Source organism: Bacillota bacterium, assembly GCA_009711825.1.
Taxonomy (GTDB): Bacteria; Bacillota; Proteinivoracia; order UBA4975; family VEMY01; genus VEMY01.
Genome location: VEMY01000001.1, coordinates 167,806 through 188,464, shown reverse-complemented (window position 1 = coordinate 188,464; position 20,659 = coordinate 167,806). Strand labels below are relative to the sequence as shown.

21 protein-coding genes are annotated in these 20,659 nt (G+C 51.2%); 7 read left to right on the top strand and 14 right to left on the bottom strand.

From position 1 onward, the window contains the following. Positions 1-21: 21 nt before the first annotated feature. Positions 22-795, bottom strand: a complete 774-nt coding sequence (locus FH749_01055; GenBank protein ID MTI94066.1) for a class I SAM-dependent methyltransferase — start codon at positions 793-795, stop codon at positions 22-24. A 41-nt stretch (positions 796-836) separates the two neighbouring features. Then, positions 837-1,382: an NYN domain-containing protein gene (locus FH749_01050; GenBank protein MTI94065.1), complete on the bottom strand. Its 546-nt coding sequence runs from the start codon at positions 1,380-1,382 to the stop codon at positions 837-839. A gap of 356 nt (positions 1,383-1,738) precedes the next feature. Here FH749_01050 and splB point away from each other — a divergent pair, with 356 nt between their 5' ends. Then, complete coding sequence (gene splB / locus FH749_01045; GenBank protein MTI94064.1) at positions 1,739-2,752, top strand: spore photoproduct lyase; 1,014 nt, start codon at positions 1,739-1,741, stop codon at positions 2,750-2,752. A 228-nt stretch (positions 2,753-2,980) separates the two neighbouring features. Here splB and FH749_01040 read toward each other — a convergent pair whose 3' ends face one another. From FH749_01040 to FH749_01025, 4 genes are all read right to left on the bottom strand, one after another. Beyond that, complete coding sequence (locus FH749_01040) at positions 2,981-3,931, bottom strand: D-glycerate dehydrogenase (GenBank protein ID MTI94063.1); 951 nt, start codon at positions 3,929-3,931, stop codon at positions 2,981-2,983. 68 nt (positions 3,932-3,999) lie between these two features. Continuing rightward, positions 4,000-5,190 carry an ornithine--oxo-acid transaminase gene (locus tag FH749_01035; protein ID MTI94062.1) on the bottom strand — a complete coding sequence of 397 codons (1,191 nt, stop codon included), beginning with the start codon at positions 5,188-5,190 and terminating at the stop codon, positions 4,000-4,002. An 87-nt stretch (positions 5,191-5,277) separates the two neighbouring features. Further along, the gene (locus FH749_01030) at positions 5,278-5,697 is read right to left on the bottom strand and encodes a hypothetical protein (protein ID MTI94061.1); all 420 of its coding nucleotides are present in this window, start codon (positions 5,695-5,697) and stop codon (positions 5,278-5,280) included. A 104-nt stretch (positions 5,698-5,801) separates the two neighbouring features. Then, positions 5,802-6,419, bottom strand: a complete 618-nt coding sequence (locus FH749_01025) for a guanylate kinase (GenBank protein ID MTI94060.1) — start codon at positions 6,417-6,419, stop codon at positions 5,802-5,804. 406 nt (positions 6,420-6,825) lie between these two features. On the opposite strand from FH749_01025, the gene FH749_01020 reads away from it, so the two are divergent. The 4 genes from FH749_01020 (at position 6,826) to FH749_01005 (ending at position 10,737) form a co-directional block, all read left to right on the top strand. Continuing rightward, complete coding sequence (locus FH749_01020; GenBank protein ID MTI94059.1) at positions 6,826-7,242, top strand: hypothetical protein; 417 nt, start codon at positions 6,826-6,828, stop codon at positions 7,240-7,242. Between the two features lie 129 nt (positions 7,243-7,371). Next, complete coding sequence (locus FH749_01015; GenBank protein ID MTI94058.1) at positions 7,372-8,058, top strand: response regulator transcription factor; 687 nt, start codon at positions 7,372-7,374, stop codon at positions 8,056-8,058. Then, positions 8,010-9,440 carry a HAMP domain-containing histidine kinase gene (locus FH749_01010; protein ID MTI94057.1) on the top strand — a complete coding sequence of 477 codons (1,431 nt, stop codon included), beginning with the start codon at positions 8,010-8,012 and terminating at the stop codon, positions 9,438-9,440. Before FH749_01015 ends, FH749_01010 begins: the two co-directional genes overlap by 49 nt. Then, positions 9,325-10,737: an arginine deiminase gene (locus FH749_01005; protein MTI94056.1), complete on the top strand. Its 1,413-nt coding sequence runs from the start codon at positions 9,325-9,327 to the stop codon at positions 10,735-10,737. The genes FH749_01010 and FH749_01005 overlap by 116 nt, the downstream gene beginning before the upstream one ends. Before the next feature lie 31 nt (positions 10,738-10,768). Here the strand turns inward: FH749_01005 and FH749_01000 are convergent, their stop codons facing one another. The 8 genes from FH749_01000 to FH749_00965 form a co-directional block, all read right to left on the bottom strand. Next, a complete protein-coding gene (locus tag FH749_01000; protein MTI94055.1) occupies positions 10,769-11,974 on the bottom strand; it encodes an MBL fold metallo-hydrolase in 1,206 nt (401 codons plus the stop codon). Positions 11,975-12,047: 73 nt separating this feature from the next. Beyond that, on the bottom strand, positions 12,048-12,836 hold the full coding sequence (locus tag FH749_00995; GenBank protein MTI94054.1) for a DUF4097 domain-containing protein: 789 nt from the start codon (positions 12,834-12,836) through the stop codon (positions 12,048-12,050). Beyond that, on the bottom strand, positions 12,833-13,528 hold the full coding sequence (locus FH749_00990; protein ID MTI94053.1) for a polymer-forming cytoskeletal protein: 696 nt from the start codon (positions 13,526-13,528) through the stop codon (positions 12,833-12,835). Before FH749_00990 ends, FH749_00995 begins: the two co-directional genes overlap by 4 nt. A 118-nt stretch (positions 13,529-13,646) precedes the next feature. After that, positions 13,647-14,183: a hypothetical protein gene (locus FH749_00985; protein ID MTI94052.1), complete on the bottom strand. Its 537-nt coding sequence runs from the start codon at positions 14,181-14,183 to the stop codon at positions 13,647-13,649. Continuing rightward, positions 14,152-14,727: a sigma-70 family RNA polymerase sigma factor gene (locus tag FH749_00980; protein MTI94051.1), complete on the bottom strand. Its 576-nt coding sequence runs from the start codon at positions 14,725-14,727 to the stop codon at positions 14,152-14,154. The genes FH749_00985 and FH749_00980 overlap by 32 nt, the downstream gene beginning before the upstream one ends. 88 nt (positions 14,728-14,815) lie before the next feature. After that, positions 14,816-15,316: a DUF2062 domain-containing protein gene (locus FH749_00975; protein MTI94050.1), complete on the bottom strand. Its 501-nt coding sequence runs from the start codon at positions 15,314-15,316 to the stop codon at positions 14,816-14,818. 339 nt (positions 15,317-15,655) lie between these two features. Further along, complete coding sequence (locus tag FH749_00970; protein ID MTI94049.1) at positions 15,656-16,294, bottom strand: HD domain-containing protein; 639 nt, start codon at positions 16,292-16,294, stop codon at positions 15,656-15,658. A 97-nt stretch (positions 16,295-16,391) separates the two neighbouring features. Continuing rightward, positions 16,392-17,774: an MATE family efflux transporter gene (locus tag FH749_00965; GenBank protein ID MTI94048.1), complete on the bottom strand. Its 1,383-nt coding sequence runs from the start codon at positions 17,772-17,774 to the stop codon at positions 16,392-16,394. Between the two features lie 107 nt (positions 17,775-17,881). Here FH749_00965 and FH749_00960 point away from each other — a divergent pair, with 107 nt between their 5' ends. Continuing rightward, positions 17,882-19,465 carry a spore germination protein gene (locus FH749_00960; GenBank protein ID MTI94047.1) on the top strand — a complete coding sequence of 528 codons (1,584 nt, stop codon included), beginning with the start codon at positions 17,882-17,884 and terminating at the stop codon, positions 19,463-19,465. Continuing rightward, on the top strand, positions 19,462-20,649 hold the full coding sequence (locus tag FH749_00955; protein ID MTI94046.1) for a Ger(x)C family spore germination protein: 1,188 nt from the start codon (positions 19,462-19,464) through the stop codon (positions 20,647-20,649). Before FH749_00960 ends, FH749_00955 begins: the two co-directional genes overlap by 4 nt. Positions 20,650-20,659 lie beyond the last annotated feature (10 nt).

Here is a 20,659-nt window from a genome sequence, read left to right as displayed (position 1 = left end):
AGCCGAAGCTGACTCTTTTCTTTATACAATTTTCCAGTATTTGCGCTTTATTCCGTCCCTGGGCTGCTCAAACCGGGACCACTGAAACCCAGTCTCCACCAGAAACTTATGGGCAGCGTTGTCTTTGTCGTTATTTCCGGGACAAAGCACAATCATGCCGCCTGGACGTACAACCCGCAGCAACTCAGCGTACTCCTCATCAGGGGCATCGCCAAACACATGCCCACCCATAACAACGTCCGCAAACTTATCTGCGAAGGGGATCCGCGTAATCAGACCATCAACAACGAATAACCGTTTGTCCAAGGTCTGGCGCCTAGTCTTTTGCAACAAAAACGCGCGTAGATTGGCCACTGGCTCCACGGCATATACAGTAGCGCCATGCTCCAAGGCAACCAAAGTGAGGCGTCCGGTGCCGGCGCCAACATCGATAACGGTCTTGCCAGCGAAATCAACTAGCTCGGTCAACTCTCGGTTGTCCCAATTCAGGAATGGCTGGGCGTCGTAGATATCCGGATCCAGCGCGTAAACCAACAAATCTTCCAGCTGGCTGAGCACTGCCAACTCAGCCTCCCGAACTGGGGCCTCCGTTGGCAGGGAAAGCACTTTATCCAGCCAACTCGAAATTTCAGGGCACTTATGCCGCATAAACCATTCCACCGCTGGGTTGGCGCGCAAGGCAGTGGCAAGATTTTCTTCGTCCACCCAACCAGGCAACCAGGTGAGCTGCACACGCTCAAGCAACAGGAGACTGTTAAAAGAAACTTTATCCACTTTCATCCAATTTAAGGCCATTCAAAGCACCCCCGCTTCAGGTTGTAAGGGGAGATTATTGTTTATTTTTTCACTTCTGTGGCAAAATCATCAATCCAGTGAACTTTGTCAGCATAGGACTGCAGCTCGGGGGACACTCCCCAGCGAAACACGCAGAGTTCAAACCGTTTGTTGCAATGCTCCTTGGCATGGACGATGGCATCCTTCAGGTCACCGTCTCCCGAAGAGAGGATGAGGTTATCATAATTATACTTTGCCAACCGCACAATCAGTGTTGCCAGCCCCACATCCACACCCTTTTGCACCTGAAGGCTGAACTTACGGTGACAGTGGGGACAGTCATAATCCCTGCCCTTTAGCTGATAAAGGTGAACCCGGAACTGAGGGCCGTCGGGGCGAGAAGTTTGCAGCCAGGAATGAAAACTGCTCTGGGCATCGGTTGGCGGGTTGGGAGTGCTATTCAGGTAATAGGCACGATCAATAGAACCGTCCTGCTCCAATCTATCGCGCAGCTTCCGGTAATCAAAATTATAATCGGGACTGACAGATTCCTGGGCATTGAACAGGTACGCGGCATCAATCAGCCATACAGTCTTACCGTCCCGCATTTTTCCCACTCCCTCTCTTTACGGGTTCCACTTTTATGTATTTGCCACTGTACAGGCTTATTCCTTTATTTTTGCTAAAAAATTTGTGCAACAAAAAACTCCCGCAATACGGGAGCAAATTTATTCTTTGTCAGTGCCGGGCTTTTCTTCTTGGCAAGAGCCCCCACATTGGCACACAGTCTTTTTCTCGGAATTATCTTGGCAACAACCTTTTTTGGAACCACACATATCTCCACCCCCCACTATCTGTTATTTACAGATATCTATACTATATGTTATCAACACATAGTCCTTTTGTCAATAGATTCCTGCAGGCAGGATAAACTATGTCTAGCGTTATAATTGAGGTGATATAAGTGTGGCAGCCAAAACGGGTATTGTTTGAAGAAAAAGCATTGGATTATGAGTACGGGCGTCGGATGTATGACAAGTTTACCGCCTTAAAAATCCCGGTGGAAATCATGGGCAAGGGCAATCGAATTAGCGGCATTCCCGACAGCCCTGCAGCTAAGGCCTGGTCGGAAGCGAAAAATGTCCTGGCCGTTCGGATGCGCAACACTAAAACCTTTGAGACCTGTAAGCCCTCGGCCCATTACCAATTGCCCCTGGTCAGCAGTTGCCCGGGGAAGTGTGAATACTGTTATCTGCACACCAGCCTGGGGAAAAAGCCGTATTTGCGGGCCTATGCAAATATCGACGAAATACTGTCCCGGGCGGAACAGTACATAGTTGAGCGTCAGCCGGAAGTAACTGTGTTTGAAGGCGCCGCTACTTCCGACCCAATTCCTCTGGAACCCTTCACTGGCTTACTGGCCAGGGCAATCCAGTTCTTTGCCGACCGAACAGACGCCCGCTTCCGGTTTGTGACTAAATTTACTCAGGTGGAAAGCCTGCTCAGCCTTAAACATAACAACCGCACCAGATTCCGGTTCAGTCTTAACAGCCACAAGGTTATTCAGGCCTGGGAACACGGCACACCTGATCTCGGCAGCAGACTAAATGCCCTAGCCCAGGTTGCTGAAGCCGGCTACCCCCTGGGCGTCATCATCGCACCGGTGGTGCTGACCCCGGGCTGGCAGGGCGAGTATCTGCAATTGCTCCAAGAGCTGGCCATGCGCCTCAGGGACCAACACGATTTGACCATAGAGATCATACTACATCGGTTTACCCAACGGGCAAAAAACAACATCATGGACATTTTCCCCGACTCCACCTTGCCGATGGAAAAAGAGGACCGTACGTTTAAATACGGTCAGTTTGGTTACGGAAAGTATGTTTACCCTAAAGATGTATACAGCGTTGCCCGGGATTTTTTTGCCACAGAAGTGGCCCGTTTGCTGCCGGAGGCAAAGTTAGAATACCTGGTTTAGCTTATAAATGAATTGAAAGCCCCCACGGGCTTTCAATAAAATACTTTACTTGCGTTTCTTGGCTTGCCGTGCCTTGGCCATGGCCCGAGACGCTTTGACAGGCTTTGTTCTGACAACATTTCTTTTCACAGAGCAATCCCCCCCGGTTAATGATGCGTGCACTTCAGGATATGCATCAACACCGGAGTCCTGTCACCGAAAATGGCCGCGGGCAGCTGCACATTTGTCCTATTCTACCGGATTGACAGGCGGCTTTCCAGAAAGAACCGACTGGACATTGGCGGCAGCCATTTCTGCCATCTTAATTCTGGTATTCCACGAGGCGCTTCCAAGATGCGGGAGCATAACTACATTTTCCAAACCAATCAAATCAGGATGGATTTCCGGCTCCCGTTCGAATACATCCAGTCCCGCTGCAAAAATTTCCTTGTTTTTAAGAATTTTCGCTAGCGCCGCTTCATCCACAACCGGACCCCGGGCAGTGTTTACCAGTATAGCTGTTGGCTTTAAGAGTCCCAATCGCCGCTCGTCCAGCAAATGCCTGGTGTCACTGGTCAGGGGCAGATGCAGAGAAACAAAATCGCTCTCCTTGAGCAACTGTTCCAAGTCGAGTCGCCGGGCACTGGTTTGCTTCTCAAAGTCCGGCTTGGGCGAACGATTGTAGTAGACAACATTCATACCAAATCCGACACCCCGCCTGGCCGTGGCCTGGCCGATACGGCCGGCGCCGACAATCCCCAAAGTGGCGCCGGAAAAATCCCGTCCCATATACATTGTGGGATGCCATCCGGTAAACTTGCCTTTGGATGTGAAACTGTGGGCGGGAACTACATGCCGCGCAGCAGCTAGAAGGAGCGCCCAGGCCAAATCAGCAGTAGCTTCGGTCAACACTCCCGGTGTATTACTTACCGCAATACCAAATTCACGGGCAGCCTGCACATCAATATTATCATAGCCAACTGCATAATTGGCAAATATCTTTACCCCGCGGGCAACTTCTAAGAGTTCGCGGTCGATGCGATCATTCAGCAGACAGATTACGGCATCATACTCTTTGACCACCGCTAATAATTCGTCCCTGGTGCAGGGACGGTCATGGGGATTGACATCAACTTGATAGCGCTTGCTTAATTCTGTAAGCCCGCCCGCAAGTTTTCTCGTTACGTAAACTTTCATTATAATCACTCCCAGATATAGTATACACTGAATCTGTGCTATAAAAACAGGGCCCGAAAGGGCCCTGTAGATTAGCTTAATACTTTGCGCACCCGCTCGAGTGCCCAGTCCAGTTCCTCCTTAGAGATAACCAGCGGCGGTGCAAAGCGGATAACATTATCGTGGGTCTCCTTGCACAGTACACCCTCATCTTTTAACTGCTCGCAGTAAGGGCGTGCGCTGGTGTTCAACTCTACCCCGATAAACAGACCCTTGCCACGGATTTCGACAATCTTAGGATTGTCGATTTTGGCCAGTTCCTGCTGCAGATACTGGCCAAGCTCCTGGGAACGCTCGACAAGCTTTTCTTCTTTTATTACATCGATGGCAGCCATGGCGCAGGCGCAGCCCAGAGGGTTACCGCCAAAGGTGGAGCCATGGGAGCCCGGGTTAAAGAGATCCATTATCTCGCTGTTGCCAGCAACGGCGGATACAGGAATCACGCCACCACCCATTGCCTTGCCCATGATGTACATATCGGGCTGGACGTTTTCCCACTCACAGGCGAAAGTTTTGCCTGTGCGCCCAAAGCCGGTCTGAATTTCGTCGGCCATGAACAAGACATTATTTTCTTTACAGACATCGGCCGCCTGACGGAGGTAGCCTTCCGGCGGCACTACTACGCCTGCCTCGCCCTGAATGGGCTCAATCAGCAGAGCAGCGGTGTTAGGAGTGATTGCGGCCTTCAAGGCATCAATATCACCATAGGGGATTATTTTAAAGCCGGGGGTCAGGGGACCAAAGCCTTCAGAATAAGAGGGTGTGGATGAGAAGGATATAACAGTAGTAGTGCGGCCATGGAAGTTACCCTCACAGACAATAATTTCAGCCTGGTTTTCCGGCACATTTTTCACTTGGTACGCCCAGCGGCGAGCGCCTTTAATTGCAGTTTCCACTGCTTCCGCGCCGGTATTCATGACCAGCACCTTTTCCATTCCTGTCAGTTCAGAAACCCGTTTACAGAAAGGACCCAGTTTATCATTGTGAAAAGCCCTGGAGGTAAGAGTTACTTTGTCCAATTGATCTTTTACGGCGTTAATAATTTTGGGGTGACGGTGGCCCTGGTTAAGAGCGGAATACGAACTCAGCATATCCATGTAACGGTTGCCTTCGGGGTCTTCCACCCAAACCCCCTCTGCCTTGGCGATTACTATCGGCAGGGGCAGGTAGTTGGGTGCGCTGTACTGATCGCTTAATGCCAACAGTTCACTGGTTTTCAACACTTGGTCAGCTCCTTGTTTTGTTTTATGTTCCAGTTAGTTCACAGCAGCTAAACTCCCGGGTTGTTCATTAATCCCTCCCTGATTCGATTATTTAAATAACCACTTGCGCAACCAAATGCCAGCAACAAGTACCAGGAACAATACTGTAAAAATGAGCACAAGTTGCGCGAGCAACCACCAATTGAAGGTGCCTAGAGCAACAAGCACACCGATTACCAGCAGCACAAGATAATTCAAGTAAGCGTGGATTAGTTCACCCCAACTAACCCGAAGTTTTTTCTCACCGATCAAACCATTCATCACTAAGGCCAGGCATATGGCATACCAAAGCAAGCGGAGATCATAACCCACCAACCAGAGAAATCCTATCCCATAGACCAAGACTACAGGTAAAAACGTGAACGTGGCAAGCACCCAAATCCGTCGCTTAAGTTGAGCTTTAGCTGCCACTGTAGAATTTTCCATGTTACCTTTGGAGTTCTTGCGCGATTTAGTTTTTTTGGCCAAAATTCGCACCTCCATATTTACTCTTTCGCCATCAAAGTGTAATCTCCTTGTCCGGACTTTACTTTCCGAACGATTAACGGGAAAAACTCCGGCACACCGGAGCTTTAACTGTTTGCATCTTTACCTTGTTGAATAACTGAACGAATAAATTCCAGGTTGCGCTCACGCCCGCTCCGCAGCAATTCGGTGCGAACAATCGCCTCTATAGTTGTGAGCATTGCCCTTTTATGTTCATTAATAACAATATACGAATACTCATCAGCATGACTGAGTTGTTCTAAAGCATTTGCCAGCCGGGAGTTCAAGTTTTCAACCCGAGAACGTTTAAGGATGCGATTTTTGATCTCACTCAAAGAAGGAGGAACCAAAAATATTGACACGATAGCCACGTCAGTATATTGAGCCCGATATGTGCGATGCCCCTTCCAGTCCATCTCCATGATAATATTGTCGGCATAATCGAAAATGTCTGCTGGAGAACCATAATAGTAATCATTGTAGACTTGTTCATATTCGAGAATTTTTCCCTCGCGGACTTTCTGGAAAAAGTCTGCTTCGGAAACAAATCGATAATCAACGCCATCCCGTTCATGGGGGCGCGGGGCCCGGGTTGTGTATGTAACCGCCTTGGAAATCTGTGGAAATTCCTTGCGGATATAGGTCATGACAGTATTCTTGCCTGCCCCCGAGGGACCGGAGATTATAAATAAGAGTTTGCTCACAATTAATTCCTCCAGCTTCCAGTCTAACCATATTATAAGCGAAATAACTCTTGAAGACTACTTATTTTAAAACTCTTTTAAAGCAATTATAGCAGACCGTGTTGGTTGTTAACAGTTTGTTCACAAGTTCGACATAAAACGGCCGAAGACCCTGACTATACTTAAATTAGCCTACGGGTTAGAAGTTCAAACGAGGACTGGGGCTGCAGACTAAGGAGAGTAGTCTTGCTACAGGAGGCGTCAGCAGTAACCCAAATATTCCTAAGTCTATTGTCTGGGAACATCCCGAAAAATCCAACCCCTTAATAAGATTTCCCCCTCGGAAAGCAAGGGGGAAAGTGGAAGAAAATTACTGGGAATTTAGAGAAATATGCTTTCTAAACATATTATACGAGGAGGTGAAACAATGAAAAGGCTGGTGTTACCCTTAATACTAGTTGCCCTGCTGGCTATCCCCGTTGGTTTTGCACTGGCTGGCGAGACCGAACAGTCGGAGCGACAGGAACTGATTACTCAGGCTGCGCGGGATATGGGGCTGGATGCGGAGCAAGCTCTGGAGATTATGGAGCAAGCCAGGGAATTACAAGTACGCATCCGGGCAAATGGCCAAGACATTACCTATGAAGAGATGCAGGAGCAAATGGAGGAACGCTGGGAAACCCGGAAAGAGGAAATGCGAAAATTCCGGGAAGAGGGCGACTGCTTCCTGGGAGAAGAGGCACGGGAACAGCTGATGCAGCAGCGCCGGGAAAACCGGGGCCAACATATGCGTTTGCGTCTTCAGGACGGCTGCGATGAGTGTCCCTTTAATTCAGACGAGTGATAATCCCATGCTCAAACCCTGCGCAGGCGCGCAGGGTTTTTCACTGCCCAGCGCTCAAGCAACTTTTTGTTGAACTGATTATCTGATATTATACTAACAAAGATTGCTAATTTGTAAAGGAGGGCGAATATGGCGAAAAGCCTGATCCTAATCGTCGATGATGACCCTAATATCTGCGAAGCCCTTCGTATCTACCTGGAGCCCGAAGGATGGGATATTGCGACAATCCACGACGGCAATTCGGCTTTAAAGGCGATTCGCAAGCTCAACCCTTCTTTGGTACTTTTAGATGTGGCCCTGCCCGGGCAAAGCGGCTGGCAAATCCTCGGAGAGATTCGGTCGCAGTCTAAACTCCCGGTAATTATGCTCACTGCCCGGGGAGAAACCTACGACAAAGTACATGGTTTAAATCTCGGGGCGGATGATTATATTGTTAAGCCCTTTGATCCTCAGGAGTTACTGGCCAGGGTGCGGGCAATTCTACGCAGAGTGCAGCCTGCTTTGCAAATTGAGCTGGAAGATCTTAGAATTGATCTCGAACGCTATCAAGTAAGCCTGGCAGGAGAAGAAGTGAACCTTACCCCCAAGGAACTGGAATTACTGCATGTCCTGGCTGCAACGCCCAATCGGGTTTTTACCAGACAACAACTGCTGGACCAGATCTGGGGTTATGATTACGCCGGTGATACCCGCACAGTTGACGTTCACATCAAGCGGTTGCGCAGCAAGCTGAACTGCCCCCGGAAGCACTGGGATTTACAAACTGTTTGGAGTGTCGGCTACAAGTTTGTGACCCGGGAAAGAAGCTCAACATGAAATTGCGACTGTTTCAGCACCTGCTCTTATCCTACTTGGCTGTTGTCTTTGCAGTATTACTGGTCCTAGGGCTCTCCCTGTCCTGGCTACTTGCTACCTTTGTTTACGACGAACAAGAGCAGCGCCTGACGGAAATCGGCCGTTCGATTGCTGAAGCCGTTCCCGATGCCGGCGCCCGAATGCAATTGCGCGGATCACTGCAGACAGTAGATCAGGCTGTGGGCGCACGCATCTGGATTGTCAACATCTCCGGCCAGGTAATAATGGACAGCAGGGGCCTGATGAACCACCGGAGGCTGCAATTTAACCTCCCAGAGCAACTTTACGACGGCCAGGAAGTAAGTGAAATAATTGATGTCGCCGATTTGGACTCGACCATGCTGCTGGTGGGAGTACCATTTTATTCTAATCAACAACTAAGCGGCGCAGTGTTATTGCTCACTCCCGTTTCCAATGTCCAGGCCACACTTGGCTCGATATACCGCTTATTCTGGCCAGCAGCGGCGCTTTCCCTATTGATTGCTGCGTTAATTGCCCTCTTTGTCAGCAGAAGTATCAGCCGTCCGCTCTCCAAATTGAGCAAGGCCTCGGTTGCCATGGCAGAAGGCGACTTTACCCAAACCGTCCCGATCAGAGGCGCCGCAGAGATACGGGCTGTGGCCGCAAGCTTCAACCAGATGGCGGCCCAATTGAAGCAATTGGAAACCATGCGCCGTGATTTTATTGCCTCAGTGTCCCACGAATTACGAACGCCTATGACCTCCATTCGTGGGTTTGTCCAGGGTGTATTGGATGGCAAAATTCCCCCGGCAAAGCAGCGAAGTTATCTGGAACTCACCCTCGCCGAGATCCGCCGTCTCAGCGCACTGGTAACCGACTTGCTGGATCTCTCGGCGCTGGAAGGCAGAGAAACACCGCTGGAAATGCAAGAAATTGACCTCAGAGAAGTGGTAAATCTCAGCCTGGCGGCCATGGAGCCCCAGCTAACTGCGCATGAGACCCAGGTAGTTATGGATTTACCTGATAAGCCGATATTGATTCAAGGTGAAAGGGAACGTTTACAACAGGTCCTGATAAATTTAATAGACAATTGTATACGTCACACAGACCACGGCAGCAAACTTTCTGTCACTTTAACATCTAAAGGTGGAGCGCATTTTCTGGATATTGCCGACAATGGTCCTGGAATTGCCCCGGAAGATTGGGAGCATATATTTAAGCCCTTTTTCCGACGCGATAACCAAGGAAGCGGCTTGGGGCTGGCCATTGCCCGCGCCCTCATCACCGCCCATGGTGGCAGCATCCAAGCTAAAGAATCTGAGGAGGGCGGAGCTTTATTCCACATTACCCTGCCAGCGGCAAGTACTAATCACCCGGCCTAGTCTCAGGCCGGGTTTTTGTGGCTTAACGTATATAAGCAACGAAAGGGTCCCGTTTGGGTATACTAGGATTAACCTAAAGAGGGAGGATTTCTTCGTGCACGTAACTTCGGAAATAGGCAAGCTGAAAAAAGTTCTGGTCTACCGGCCCGGATTTGAACTGGAACACTTGTTGCCTGCTTACATGCAAGATATGCTGTTTGATGAAATTCCCTGGCTGGAACGTGCCCGGGTAGAACATGACGAATTTGCGGAAGCGCTGCGCCAGGCAGGAGCAGAAGTTTATTACATCCAAGATCTTGTGACGGACATAATGGCCGACAAGTCCGTTAAGAAAAACCTGATCAATGAGCATCTGGAGCTGAGCAATATCGCCGATCCGGATAGCAACCGGGCGGTATTGGAATATATGCTGGATCTGCCCGACAAGGAAACTACTGAGCTGCTGACCGCAGGACTGCACAAAAAATTGGTCCGGGATTTGAAAGATCATCTGACTCTCAGCGATCTCACCCCGGTGGGCTTCCCCTTCTACCTACCACCTCTGCCCAGCATGTATTTTATGCGTGACCACGGAGTTATGGTGGGCGGCAATATGCTGATGAGTTCGATGTTCAGTGAAGCACGTATGCGGGAGCCTCTGTTTTTGCAGGCGGCAATTCATCACCACCCGCTCTTTGCCGATGTTGAGATTTTAGATACCGAACCAATGCCCAAGGGGCTGGAAGGCGGCGATGTGCTGGTCCTCAACGAGCAAACCCTTTTGGTCGGCCTTAGTGAACGTACTACTGAACAGGCAATTGAAACCCTGGCCCAGCGCCTGCTTATCGACCTGGAAACAGTCGAGCAAATCTTGGTGATGCAAATCCCGATCAAACGTGCCTACATGCACCTGGATACAGTTTTCACCATGGTTGACCATGATAAATTCCTGCTCTATCCAGGAATTCAGGATTCGGTCTACCTTTACCGCCTGTCCAGGGGCCGGGGCGGCCGGGTCCACGCCGAGCAGTTGGGCCACCTTACCGATGGCCTCTCGGATGCGCTCAAACGGCCGGTGCACATTATTATGTCCGGCGGACCCAGCCTGCATCAGGCCTCACGGGAGCAGTGGAACGATTCCACAAACACCGTGGCGGTCGCGCCGGGCAAAGTGGTGGTCTATAACCGGAACAAGCTGACCAATAAAACCCTACGCACAGCCGGTATCGAGACCATCGAAGTGGAGGGCTCGGAACTGGTGCGGGGCCGAGGCGGCCCCCGCTGCATGAGTCTGCCCCTGGAACGGGAAAAAATTTAGGCTCCCAGTTGGGAGCCTAAGCTTTTATAATTTAGCTATCGATTGGCTGTTCCTTTATTTTCCGGGCAAAATCTGCCGCCCAGGTGCGACAGGCCTCCAGCTCCTCATCCTCCGGCACCCATTGAATAGTGAACGCATCACTGGCCAGCTTAACCCCGCCCTCGGAGAGAAATTTCTCGATTGACTTTACGGCACCGCCGCGCCAACCATAGGCGCCAAAGGCGGCCCCAAGCTTATTAATCGGCTTCAAGCCGCGAATCTCCTCTAAAACTGGAGCGACCACCGGTATCAAATCATTGTTGATGGTGGACGAGCCGATTATTACTCCCCTGGCGTTGAGGAGTTCTGCCATGATATCATTGCGATCGCTGACGGAGATCTTAAACATCCGTGTGGCTACCCCTTCGGCGGTCAGTCCTTCAACTATTGCCCGGGCCAGCTTCTCGGTGCTGCCCCACATGGTATCGTAAGCGACAACTACCCGCTCCTCGGTCTCACCTGAAGCCCAGCGCCGATACGCCTCTACAATCCGCTCCGGTTCGCTGCGCCAAATGATGCCGTGGCTCGGCGCAATCATCTTGATTTCCAGGCCCAACTTTTGTAGCTCTTCTAGTTTCTTAACGACCAGCCTACTAAACGGGCTGAGAATGTTAGCGTAATATTTGGCGGCTTCCGCCATCACCAGTTCAATATCGTTTTCATCATCAAAGAGCTTGTTGGAAGCAAAATGCTGTCCGAAGGCATCGTTGGGCATTAACAGCGCCAGCTCGGGAATGTATGTAAACATGCTGTCGGGCCAATGCAGCATCGGCGCTTCCACAAATTGTAACGTGTACTTACCGAGACCAATTGTATCACCGGTCTTAACCACCTGATAATCCCAATCTTCTTTGTAATGGGCGATTAAGCCCTCCTTACCCTTACCGCTACATATCACCTTGGCATTGGGACACTTCTCCATGACCGTCGGCACCGCGCCGGTGTGGTCTGGCTCTAAGTGGTTTACCACCAGCACGTCAATTTTTGCCGGGTCAATAATCTCCTGGATATTGTCCAACAACTCGGCGCGAAACGGCCCATAAACAGTATCGATTAAGGCCACCTTCTCATCAACAATCAGAAAGGCATTATAGGAGGTCCCCCGATGGGTAGAATAGGTGGGGCCGTGAAAATAGCGAATATCCCAATCAACAACGCCAACAGACCAGATTCCTGGGGCCAGCTTAGTTACTGTCATAATCTGCCTCCCTCAATTTTTCTTTATTTTATCATATCCACCGCCATGGAAAAAACCCGGCCGCAGCCGGGTTTTAACGTTCCTGGATAATAATGTTGCCATTGCCACTTTGCAGTTTCAATTGCGCCCCGCCGCCGTTATAAGTCCCCTCGAAGCGCTTGCCCTGGGCGCGAATCTCCCAGAGACCAGGCAATTGCTGGTCAAAGCGGCCATTACCTGTACTGGCCTCAACAGTAAGCTGGGAGTCGGGGTGCACCGAGAGCACAATTTTGCCGTTGCCGCTGTTCAAGTCATAGTCACCGACGCTCAGCAAGTCCAGGTTGAGCTCGATGCTGCCGTTGCCAGTCCTTTCCACAACATCCCCCTCCCAATCAGCCAGCTGGATGCTGCCATTACCAGTATAGAGATCAAGCGGGGCACTCCCCGGTCCGGAAATATCAATGGAACCATTGCCGCTGGAGAGGTCCAGACGAGTGTCCTCAGGCACCTTGAGCGCAAAACTCACTGCCCTGGGATCGCCGTTCCGGGTATAGGAGAGTCGCAAACCGGCCTCCGTTTCTTCGATAATCGGTTCAAACTTAAATTCCTCATCTTTGTAGCGATAAGTGGCAACTACCTCGACCTGCTCCAGCTCCCAGGTCTGCACGGATATTCCGCCATTGGCTGTTTCAACGGCCACCTCGGGAACAACAGCAAACGTCTGCTCCCACGTTCCCTGGCGCTGGGCATTATCGATGTTAAACTCAAATCTCTGGAAAAATGAAGTTACACCAAAGAAAACCGCGCTTACACAACCGGCCAATAAAGCCGTCACCATTAAGGTGATTATAACTACGCCTCCCCATCCACGGAGAAAATTCATTCTGCTACACCTCCATTGGCGCCAAATTTACTCGTCACACCCGCACCAACCGTTACCAAGGCAATCCCGATGTACGCCAGCCAGCCGATAACCGGCAGGGCAGTGATGCCTCTTAAAACCAGGACACCCAGAGTAACAACGGCAAAGGGTTCAATTTCCCTGCGGGCAAGGATTGCCTCACCAATTAAAAGGGCGAGAGCAGTGTATCCCAGCAACCAGGCAAACCAGGTCATGAGCACAATCGCCGGTCCGCCAATAATTGTAATCAGCAACAGCAGAGACAGCACCATTGCTACCGGGATAATAAGCAAGCCCCAGAGGGCATTAGCCGCCGGTCGCTGCTGTAGATGCACTTTCACCTTTTGCACGCGCTGGGGCACAATTGCATAGGCAAGTATTGCAAAGGTAAGATTGACAACCAGCAAGAATACCTGCCAACCGAGATTAAACCTGGGCTGGAATATACGCTCGAAAATATTCCAGGAAAGACTAAATCCACCGGCGGCGACCGAAACCTGGTCGCCAACGACCTGGCCGCCGGGTTGCACATCGAGACCGCCGGCAACAGCTACGGCATTCCCAAGAACCGAGCCGGTCTCATACACGGTTACTCTGCCGAGGACTGAAACCACATCGCCGTTAACTTCTCCGTACACGTGGATATCACCGTTAACGGTGACGACGTTGCCCATCACCCGTTCATCTTCCGCGATTGTTATATCACCGGAAGTGCGGACAATATCTCCCGAAGCAAAGCCACCTGGGCCAAGAGCACTAAGCTCAGCAAACAGAGCAGCAATATTTTTTTCATCAAGATTTCCTCACTTTCATCTGGGGCATTCTGAAAATATATACTAAGATAATTTGACAGAATAACAGCATTGCCGCGGCCGTCCACCATAAAGCCGGAGGAGCGGCCCGTGTAAGTGCAACAATAGTTCGCAGCAGGCTTCCCATGACACTAGTGGTTGTATAAAGCAGGCTCTGCAGCCAGCCATCACCGCCAAGGCTGAAGTCAAATTCCAACAACCAGCGGCCAAACCAGACCAGCGCAAGTCCTCCCAGGATTCCAGCCACAAATGCCGCAGCGACCGAGGCGGTTCCCCAAAAAGCAGCCAAGCGGCGATTTCGTTGTTCGACTCCACTCATCACTGCCCTGACTAAATCGGGGCCAGATGTGGAGATAAGCGCGACATCCAGTTGGCTAAACAACAACCGCTGTTGCTTGCTAAAGGCGCGGCAATCGGCGCATGTCTCCAAATGGGCAGCCAGCTTCCCTGCTTCCGCTGCAGTTAACTCCTGATCCAGTTCTAACTCAATCAGAACTTGATAATCCCTGCATTCCATTGCTACACCTCCCGGTAGTTTTCGGCCAATTGTTCCCGCAACTACGTCTTGCCCGTAACAACCTGTTTTTCACTTGCGACAGCGGCAACTCCAGTTGGTCGGCAATCTCCTGGTATGACAACTCTGCTACATGCCGAAGCACTATCATACTGCGGTAAGCGGGGGGCAAACTTTCCACCGCACGGGAAAGAGCTGTACTCTGTTCTGAAGCTAACAAGACCGCATCTGGATTCTCGGTGGCCGGCGCCGGCTGAAAATCAAACTCTTCCCAAAGAACCTGATTCTTTTGTTTTCGCAGCAAATCCAGGGCAATGTTGGTGGCAATCCTGCACAACCAGGCTGAGAGATTTTCTCCCCGCAAGGTCGGCAATTTGCGATATGCCCGCAAAAATGTTTCCTGAGCCACATCCAGTGCATCTTCCCGGGACCCGAGAACCCCTTTGGCAACGCTAAAAACTTTATTCTGATATTGCCCTACTATTTCAGCAAAAGCTGCTTTTTCTCCCGAGAGGGCTCGAGTTACCAAATCTGCGTCCACCGACATCCCCCCTTTCTTGCCTCACCCACTATTTAGACGGACAAGAACAAAAAAAGTCTGTATGTAACAGAAAAGAAATAAAAAAATGGTCCGGTCACTGTGACCAAACCATTTTTGACTTTACAAACATAACGAACCAAAGCATTGCATAAACACCGCAAACTGCCATTGCAGCATTGACAATCGAACCAAAAATAAAATCCAGCCCCGCATCGGTAATCCGGCTGAGGCTAAAAAAGCGTGTTGGCGCCTCCACAACCTGCTCGATTGTACCCAGAGATTCATGCAATGAATCTTGCAGCTGTCGGCCCACTTCCGGTGAACTCTGACCAATGAGGGTCCTGCCAACAATAAAGTTAAGACTGTATAAAAGCGGAATAAAAAAGCCGGTAGCGAGGTTGACGGTAACCGCGGCAATCCCGCTGGCTCTTAAGGCTTTGGCGCTGACAATTGAAAGAATCGGTCCCACTCCGAGGGAAGGAATAAAATTCCAGGCAAGGCCAATACCTGCCCCTAAAGCTATGGCATGAGGCGTCTCCCTCAAATTATTAAGTTTTCTCCAGGCCTTGACTATGCCTTCACGGATTTTTCCCATCAAGCTATCACCATTTCTGTAACAGTGTATACACCACTATAACAGAAACGGCTATACCCGACAACAGCAAAGACGACAAACAGAACTTTCCTCCCAGCTGGAGCCATGCTTCCAGGCCCTTTTCAGCCTGCCGTTTTACTGGCTTCTGTTTGCCGTCATATTTAGGATAACCGTAAATATTTGATTTCATTCACCTTTTTAAAACTGTGGCGGCAAACAGAGCTTTCCTCCCAGCTGGAGCCATGTCTCAGGCCCAATTGTTCAGCCTGCCAAATAATTGGCTTCTGCTTGCCGCATGTACAGTTTGCACACAATTGCATTGAACCATGCAAAAAATGCTTAAAAATCTGAGTAGGGTTCCAAGCTTTCTCCTGTCAGCTCTTCCTCGACCTGTAACCAGAACTCGTTCATTATCTTTAAGCGTTTGGTGAACATTTCCCGACCCGTTTCGGTATACAGGTGCAGTTCCTGCAAGCTATGAAGATCCCTGGCGGCGCGGCCAAAGCAGCCCCGATAATCCATGCCAATCCGTCCGGCGTGGATTCCTACCCAGATTACCCCCAGGGCGCCCACTTCGTCCAACCGGTCTGAATCCTTCAAGACCAAAGTCTCCAAACTCAGGTCATCTTTATAAGTATCATATGCATGATAACGTACAGCTTCCACTACTTTATGACTGTAATCAGAGGGCAGGCCTGCCTGACGCAGGTATCTTTCTGCAACCTCACTCCCCAACACTGCATGATGCGTTGTTTCCGAGCGCGGGTCCAGTTTAGCTACATCATGCAACAACACTGCCATTTCTAATACGTCCATATCGGCCCCTTCGGCTTTGCCGATTATCCGGGCATTGTTTAACACCCGCAACATATGCCGCCAGCGAAAACCGGCGGTGCTGCGCTTGCCCATCTCCGGGCGCTCTGTTTTCTCAAGGTATTCCTTGACAAAACGAGCAGCGGCGACAAACTCCTGCTCCACAATTGCACCTCCTGGCGTTATTAATACTCATCTTACACCAGCAGCGACACTCTGTGCAAAGGTCAAAGTTACTAGCAAAACGCAACCAGCAGAAGCTTTAAGCCGCCTGGGATACCCGGGCTGTCTTCCAGGCGCCCCGGCGGAAAACAACGAGCGTCAGCAGGCCAAAAAGCACGGTGGTTACAGAAATCGCTATCCAAACTCCGGTAGCTTCCAGTCCTGTTTGAGTTGCCAGCAGCCAGGCCAGCGGCGTCCGCACAAACAGCCAACTAAAAACTGTAACCTGAAACGGACGGTACGTATAGCCGGCGCCCTGCATAGTCCGGGAAAGCACAATTCCCAGGGCATGAAAAGGCTCCGACAAGGCGATTATCCGCACAAATACCACACCAACCCGAATCATATCCGGGTCATCGTTGAAGAACGCCAACAACCAGGGCGCGAAAATAAAGATGATGAGACCAAAAAAACTCATAATCCCGGCACCTACCCCGGCGGCGCTCCAGCCACTGGCTTCAGCCCGCTTCGGGTCATTGGCGCCAAGATTTATACCTGACAGGGCTGCGGCGGCAGTACCAACTGCCAGGCCGGGCATCAGGGCATATTGGTTTAGGTTCATGCCGACAGTGAACGCCGAAACTGCGGCCATATCTACCGCGGTGCGGGCCAGAATTGCAACCAGCAGAACATTGCTGATATTCCGGGCAGCGCCCTGAAACGCCGAGGGGATGCCGATTCGCAGGATCTCGCCCATCCCCTTTGTGTCAAAACTGAGTAGATGCGGGAGACTGACCTTGATTGCAAAACGCCCGCTGAGCAAGGCGCCCCAGCCCAAAGAGGCGCCGATAAACCTAGAGATAGCCGTCCCCATTGCGGCTCCAGCCACACCCATTTCGGGAAATATCCATACTCCGTAAATGAACAACCAGTTAAAAAGTACATTGGCGATGTTCATAATTATGTCGATTAACAAAGGAGTCCTGGTGTCACCGCCACCCTGAAAGACTGCCTTGGCCATAAAATGCCCCAGAAAAAATACCACACTGATATAAAAAATACGCATATAATCAAGGCCTAATTCCTTGACTAGGTCAGTGGCGCCCAGGAGGTCAAGGGTGATTCCTGCCGTTGCCAGCCCGATTGGCGACATCACCGCGGCGAACAAAATCACCAATGTGAAGGCATTGCCGATTGCCCGGGAAGTCCCGTGTTGGTCGTCGCTCCCGACAGCACGGGCCACCAGGGCGACAGCGCCGGTGGATATCGCCAGCACCAAAATCATTATTATCATAATTACCTGTCGGCCCATGCCCACCGCGGCAATTGCGTCTGCCCCCAGCACACCGACCATTTTTAGATCTACGGTACCAATCAGCACTTGCAATAATGATTGCGCGACAACAGGCAGTGCCAGGGTTAACACAGCTGTGAGAACCGGGCTACTGCGCAAATCACTTGCATATGCAGCTTGTTTGGACATATGTCTCTCCCCCCAGTTACTTCTATTGTATATTATTTCGCCTATGCAAACAATCTCTGCAGGAATAATCTCCTGCTGCGGGCGGAAAAGTACATTTAACGTGCAGAATGGAGGAGTGCAAAATGGTTAAACCCCGCAAACCTCTAAAACTATGGGAAAAAAAAGCCCGGGAACTGGAGCAGGAAAATTCGCCCGAACCGCAAGCGATTTCTGATGATTTACATACTAGTAGCGCTATCTTGGATGATATTTTTCGGGATTGCGCCGATGTGGGCAACCGGGATTTCCTGATACCGCTCAGCGCCCCCCGCCCGGCCCGTCTCTACCTGCTTAAGGGCATGATGGACAAGGACATGATTAACGAAAGTGTCATTGACCCGCTAACCGACCCACAAAGGATAAGACCTGAAAGTGAAATAACCGATTTAATAAGCGCTCACAAGTTAACGCCGGTAGAGGATTTTGAGCAGGCCACTAAATCAATTTTGAATGGAGAAGCTTTGCTTTTAGTTCACGGCAGCGCCACCGCCTGGGCAATAAACACCAGGGCAGCTCAAACCCGTGGTGTCGATGAACCGGAGACCCAATCGGTGGTCCGTGGTCCCCGGGACGGGTTTATCGAGGATTTGGAGACAAATATCGCTTTGGTGCGCAAGCGTCTGAAAACACCACTGCTCAAAAGTACAATTATCAGTATCGGGACTATGAGCCAAACCCAGATTGCCGTCCTCCATATAGACAGCGTCGCTAACCCCAAGGTGCTGGACGAGGTCCATGCCCGCCTGGACAAAATCGATATCGACGGCATCGTCGACTCGGGACAGTTGGAGCAATTAATTGAGGATAACGCGATCACCCCCTTTCCCCAGATTGCCAACACCGAACGCCCCGACGGCGCTGCCGCTGCTCTGCTTGACGGGCGGGTGGCGATTATGACCGACAATACCCCATTTGTCCTGATTGTGCCCACAGTCCTCACCGACATGCTCCAGTCCAGCGAGGACTATTATGAACGTTTTCACTTCGCCACGGCGATTCGCGCAATGCGCTATGTGTTATTCGCCCTTGCCCTTTTGGGTCCGGCCCTCTACATCGCAATAACTACATTCCATCATGAGCTGATCCCAACCCTGCTCTTAATCCGTCTGATTGGCACCCGGGCGGGCATCCCCTTCCCGGCAATTGTCGAGGCGCTGATGATGGAACTGGCCTTTGAGGCGCTACGGGAAGCGGGGGTGCGCCTGCCCAAGCCGGTGGGCCAGGCGGTAAGCATTGTCGGCGCCCTGGTCATCGGCCAGGCGGCGGTGCAGGCCGGCTTGGTGTCGCCAATCATGGTCATCGTCGTTGCTGGCACCGGCATCGCCTCATTTACGGTTCCCGGATTCAATCTGGCGATTTCGGTTCGCCTGCTGCGCTTTGTGTTTATGCTCTTGGCAGCCGGAATGGGCCTGTACGGCATTAATCTGGGCTTAAGCATTTTACTTTTCCACCTGGTGAGCCTGCGATCCTTTGGCGTCCCCTACCTGGCCCCGTTGGCGCCCATCACCATCGGCGATTGGAAGGATATGATTATCCGGGCCCCCACCTGGTGGCTGCAGGCCCGTCCCACCTTTGTCGCCAAAGAGAATATCCATCGCCAAAAAAAGGGGGCCCGCTCCGTTCAGCCCCCGGTGGAGGAAAAAGACGAATGACAAGAGCAATTGCGACCCTGTTGATACTTTTGCTGCTTATAGCAACCTCCGGTTGTTGGGATATGCGGGAACTAAACGATATCGGCCTGGTTCTGATGCTAGGCATCGATACCGACCCCAAGGGTGATGGATTTGAGGTCACAGTCCACGTTCATACTCCCCTGGCCGACCCCGGGGGTGAGGGCAGCACCGGAGAGGCGGGTATCGAAAACATCACCGTGCTCAGCGCCCGGGGACAGACCATCATGGATTGCTTCCGCAACTTGCGGGGACGGGTGGCCTTTCGACTTTCCTTTCATCATGTCCGGCTGCTGGTTATTGGCGAGGACCTGGCCCGCAAGGGGATAAAGCCGGCGATGGATTTTATGATTCGCACCCAGGAGATTCGGATAAACTCCCTGTTACTGGTCAGCGAGGGGCCCGCAAAGGAGCTTCTGCAGACCAAACCTGAGGTAGCGGAGAGTTTGCACTTGGAGCTGGAGGGAATCCTGCGAAACGAAGTCGAGTGGTCAAAAACGGCATCAATCGAGTTATCTCGCTTTTTTCAACACATGATTGACCCGGGCAGGCACGCGGTAGCCAGCCGGCTGTTTACAATTGAACCGGAAGTGTCTGACCCGGTAACGGAGGACACTGAAGCTAAAGAAATCCCCGAAGCGATTGTAGCCCAGGGATTGGCGGTTTTTAACGACGATCAGCTGGCGGGCTGGCTTACCGGAACTGAGACCACTGGCTATCGTTACATGGTCGGACTGGGCGGGGAATCGATCTTGGTGGTTCCCTGGCACGGCGGCTTGGCGGCCCTGGAGGTTAACTTTGAATCTTGCTCCAAGCTGTTTTATATGCGTGGCGATACACCAGTACTCCAGGCGAAGATCATGACCAATGCCAACCTAGTTGAATATACAGGCTATATCGATCTGGCGAACAAAGAACGGGTTCAAGAACTGGAAAAGCTGGCTGCCGATCAGTTGGCCGGGATACTGTATTCCACAGACGAAAAGGCGAAAGCGTTGGGTGTAGACATCATGGACTACGGCGGTATTGCCAGTCGTCGTAACCCCCGTCTCTGGGCAGAGTTAAATAAAAACTGGCGGGAAATTTTCCCCACCATCGAGACAATTTTTGATGTCCGTATGCAAATCGACAACTTGGGCATCATCACAACCCCGTTGCCCCGCTGAGCTAAAGGGA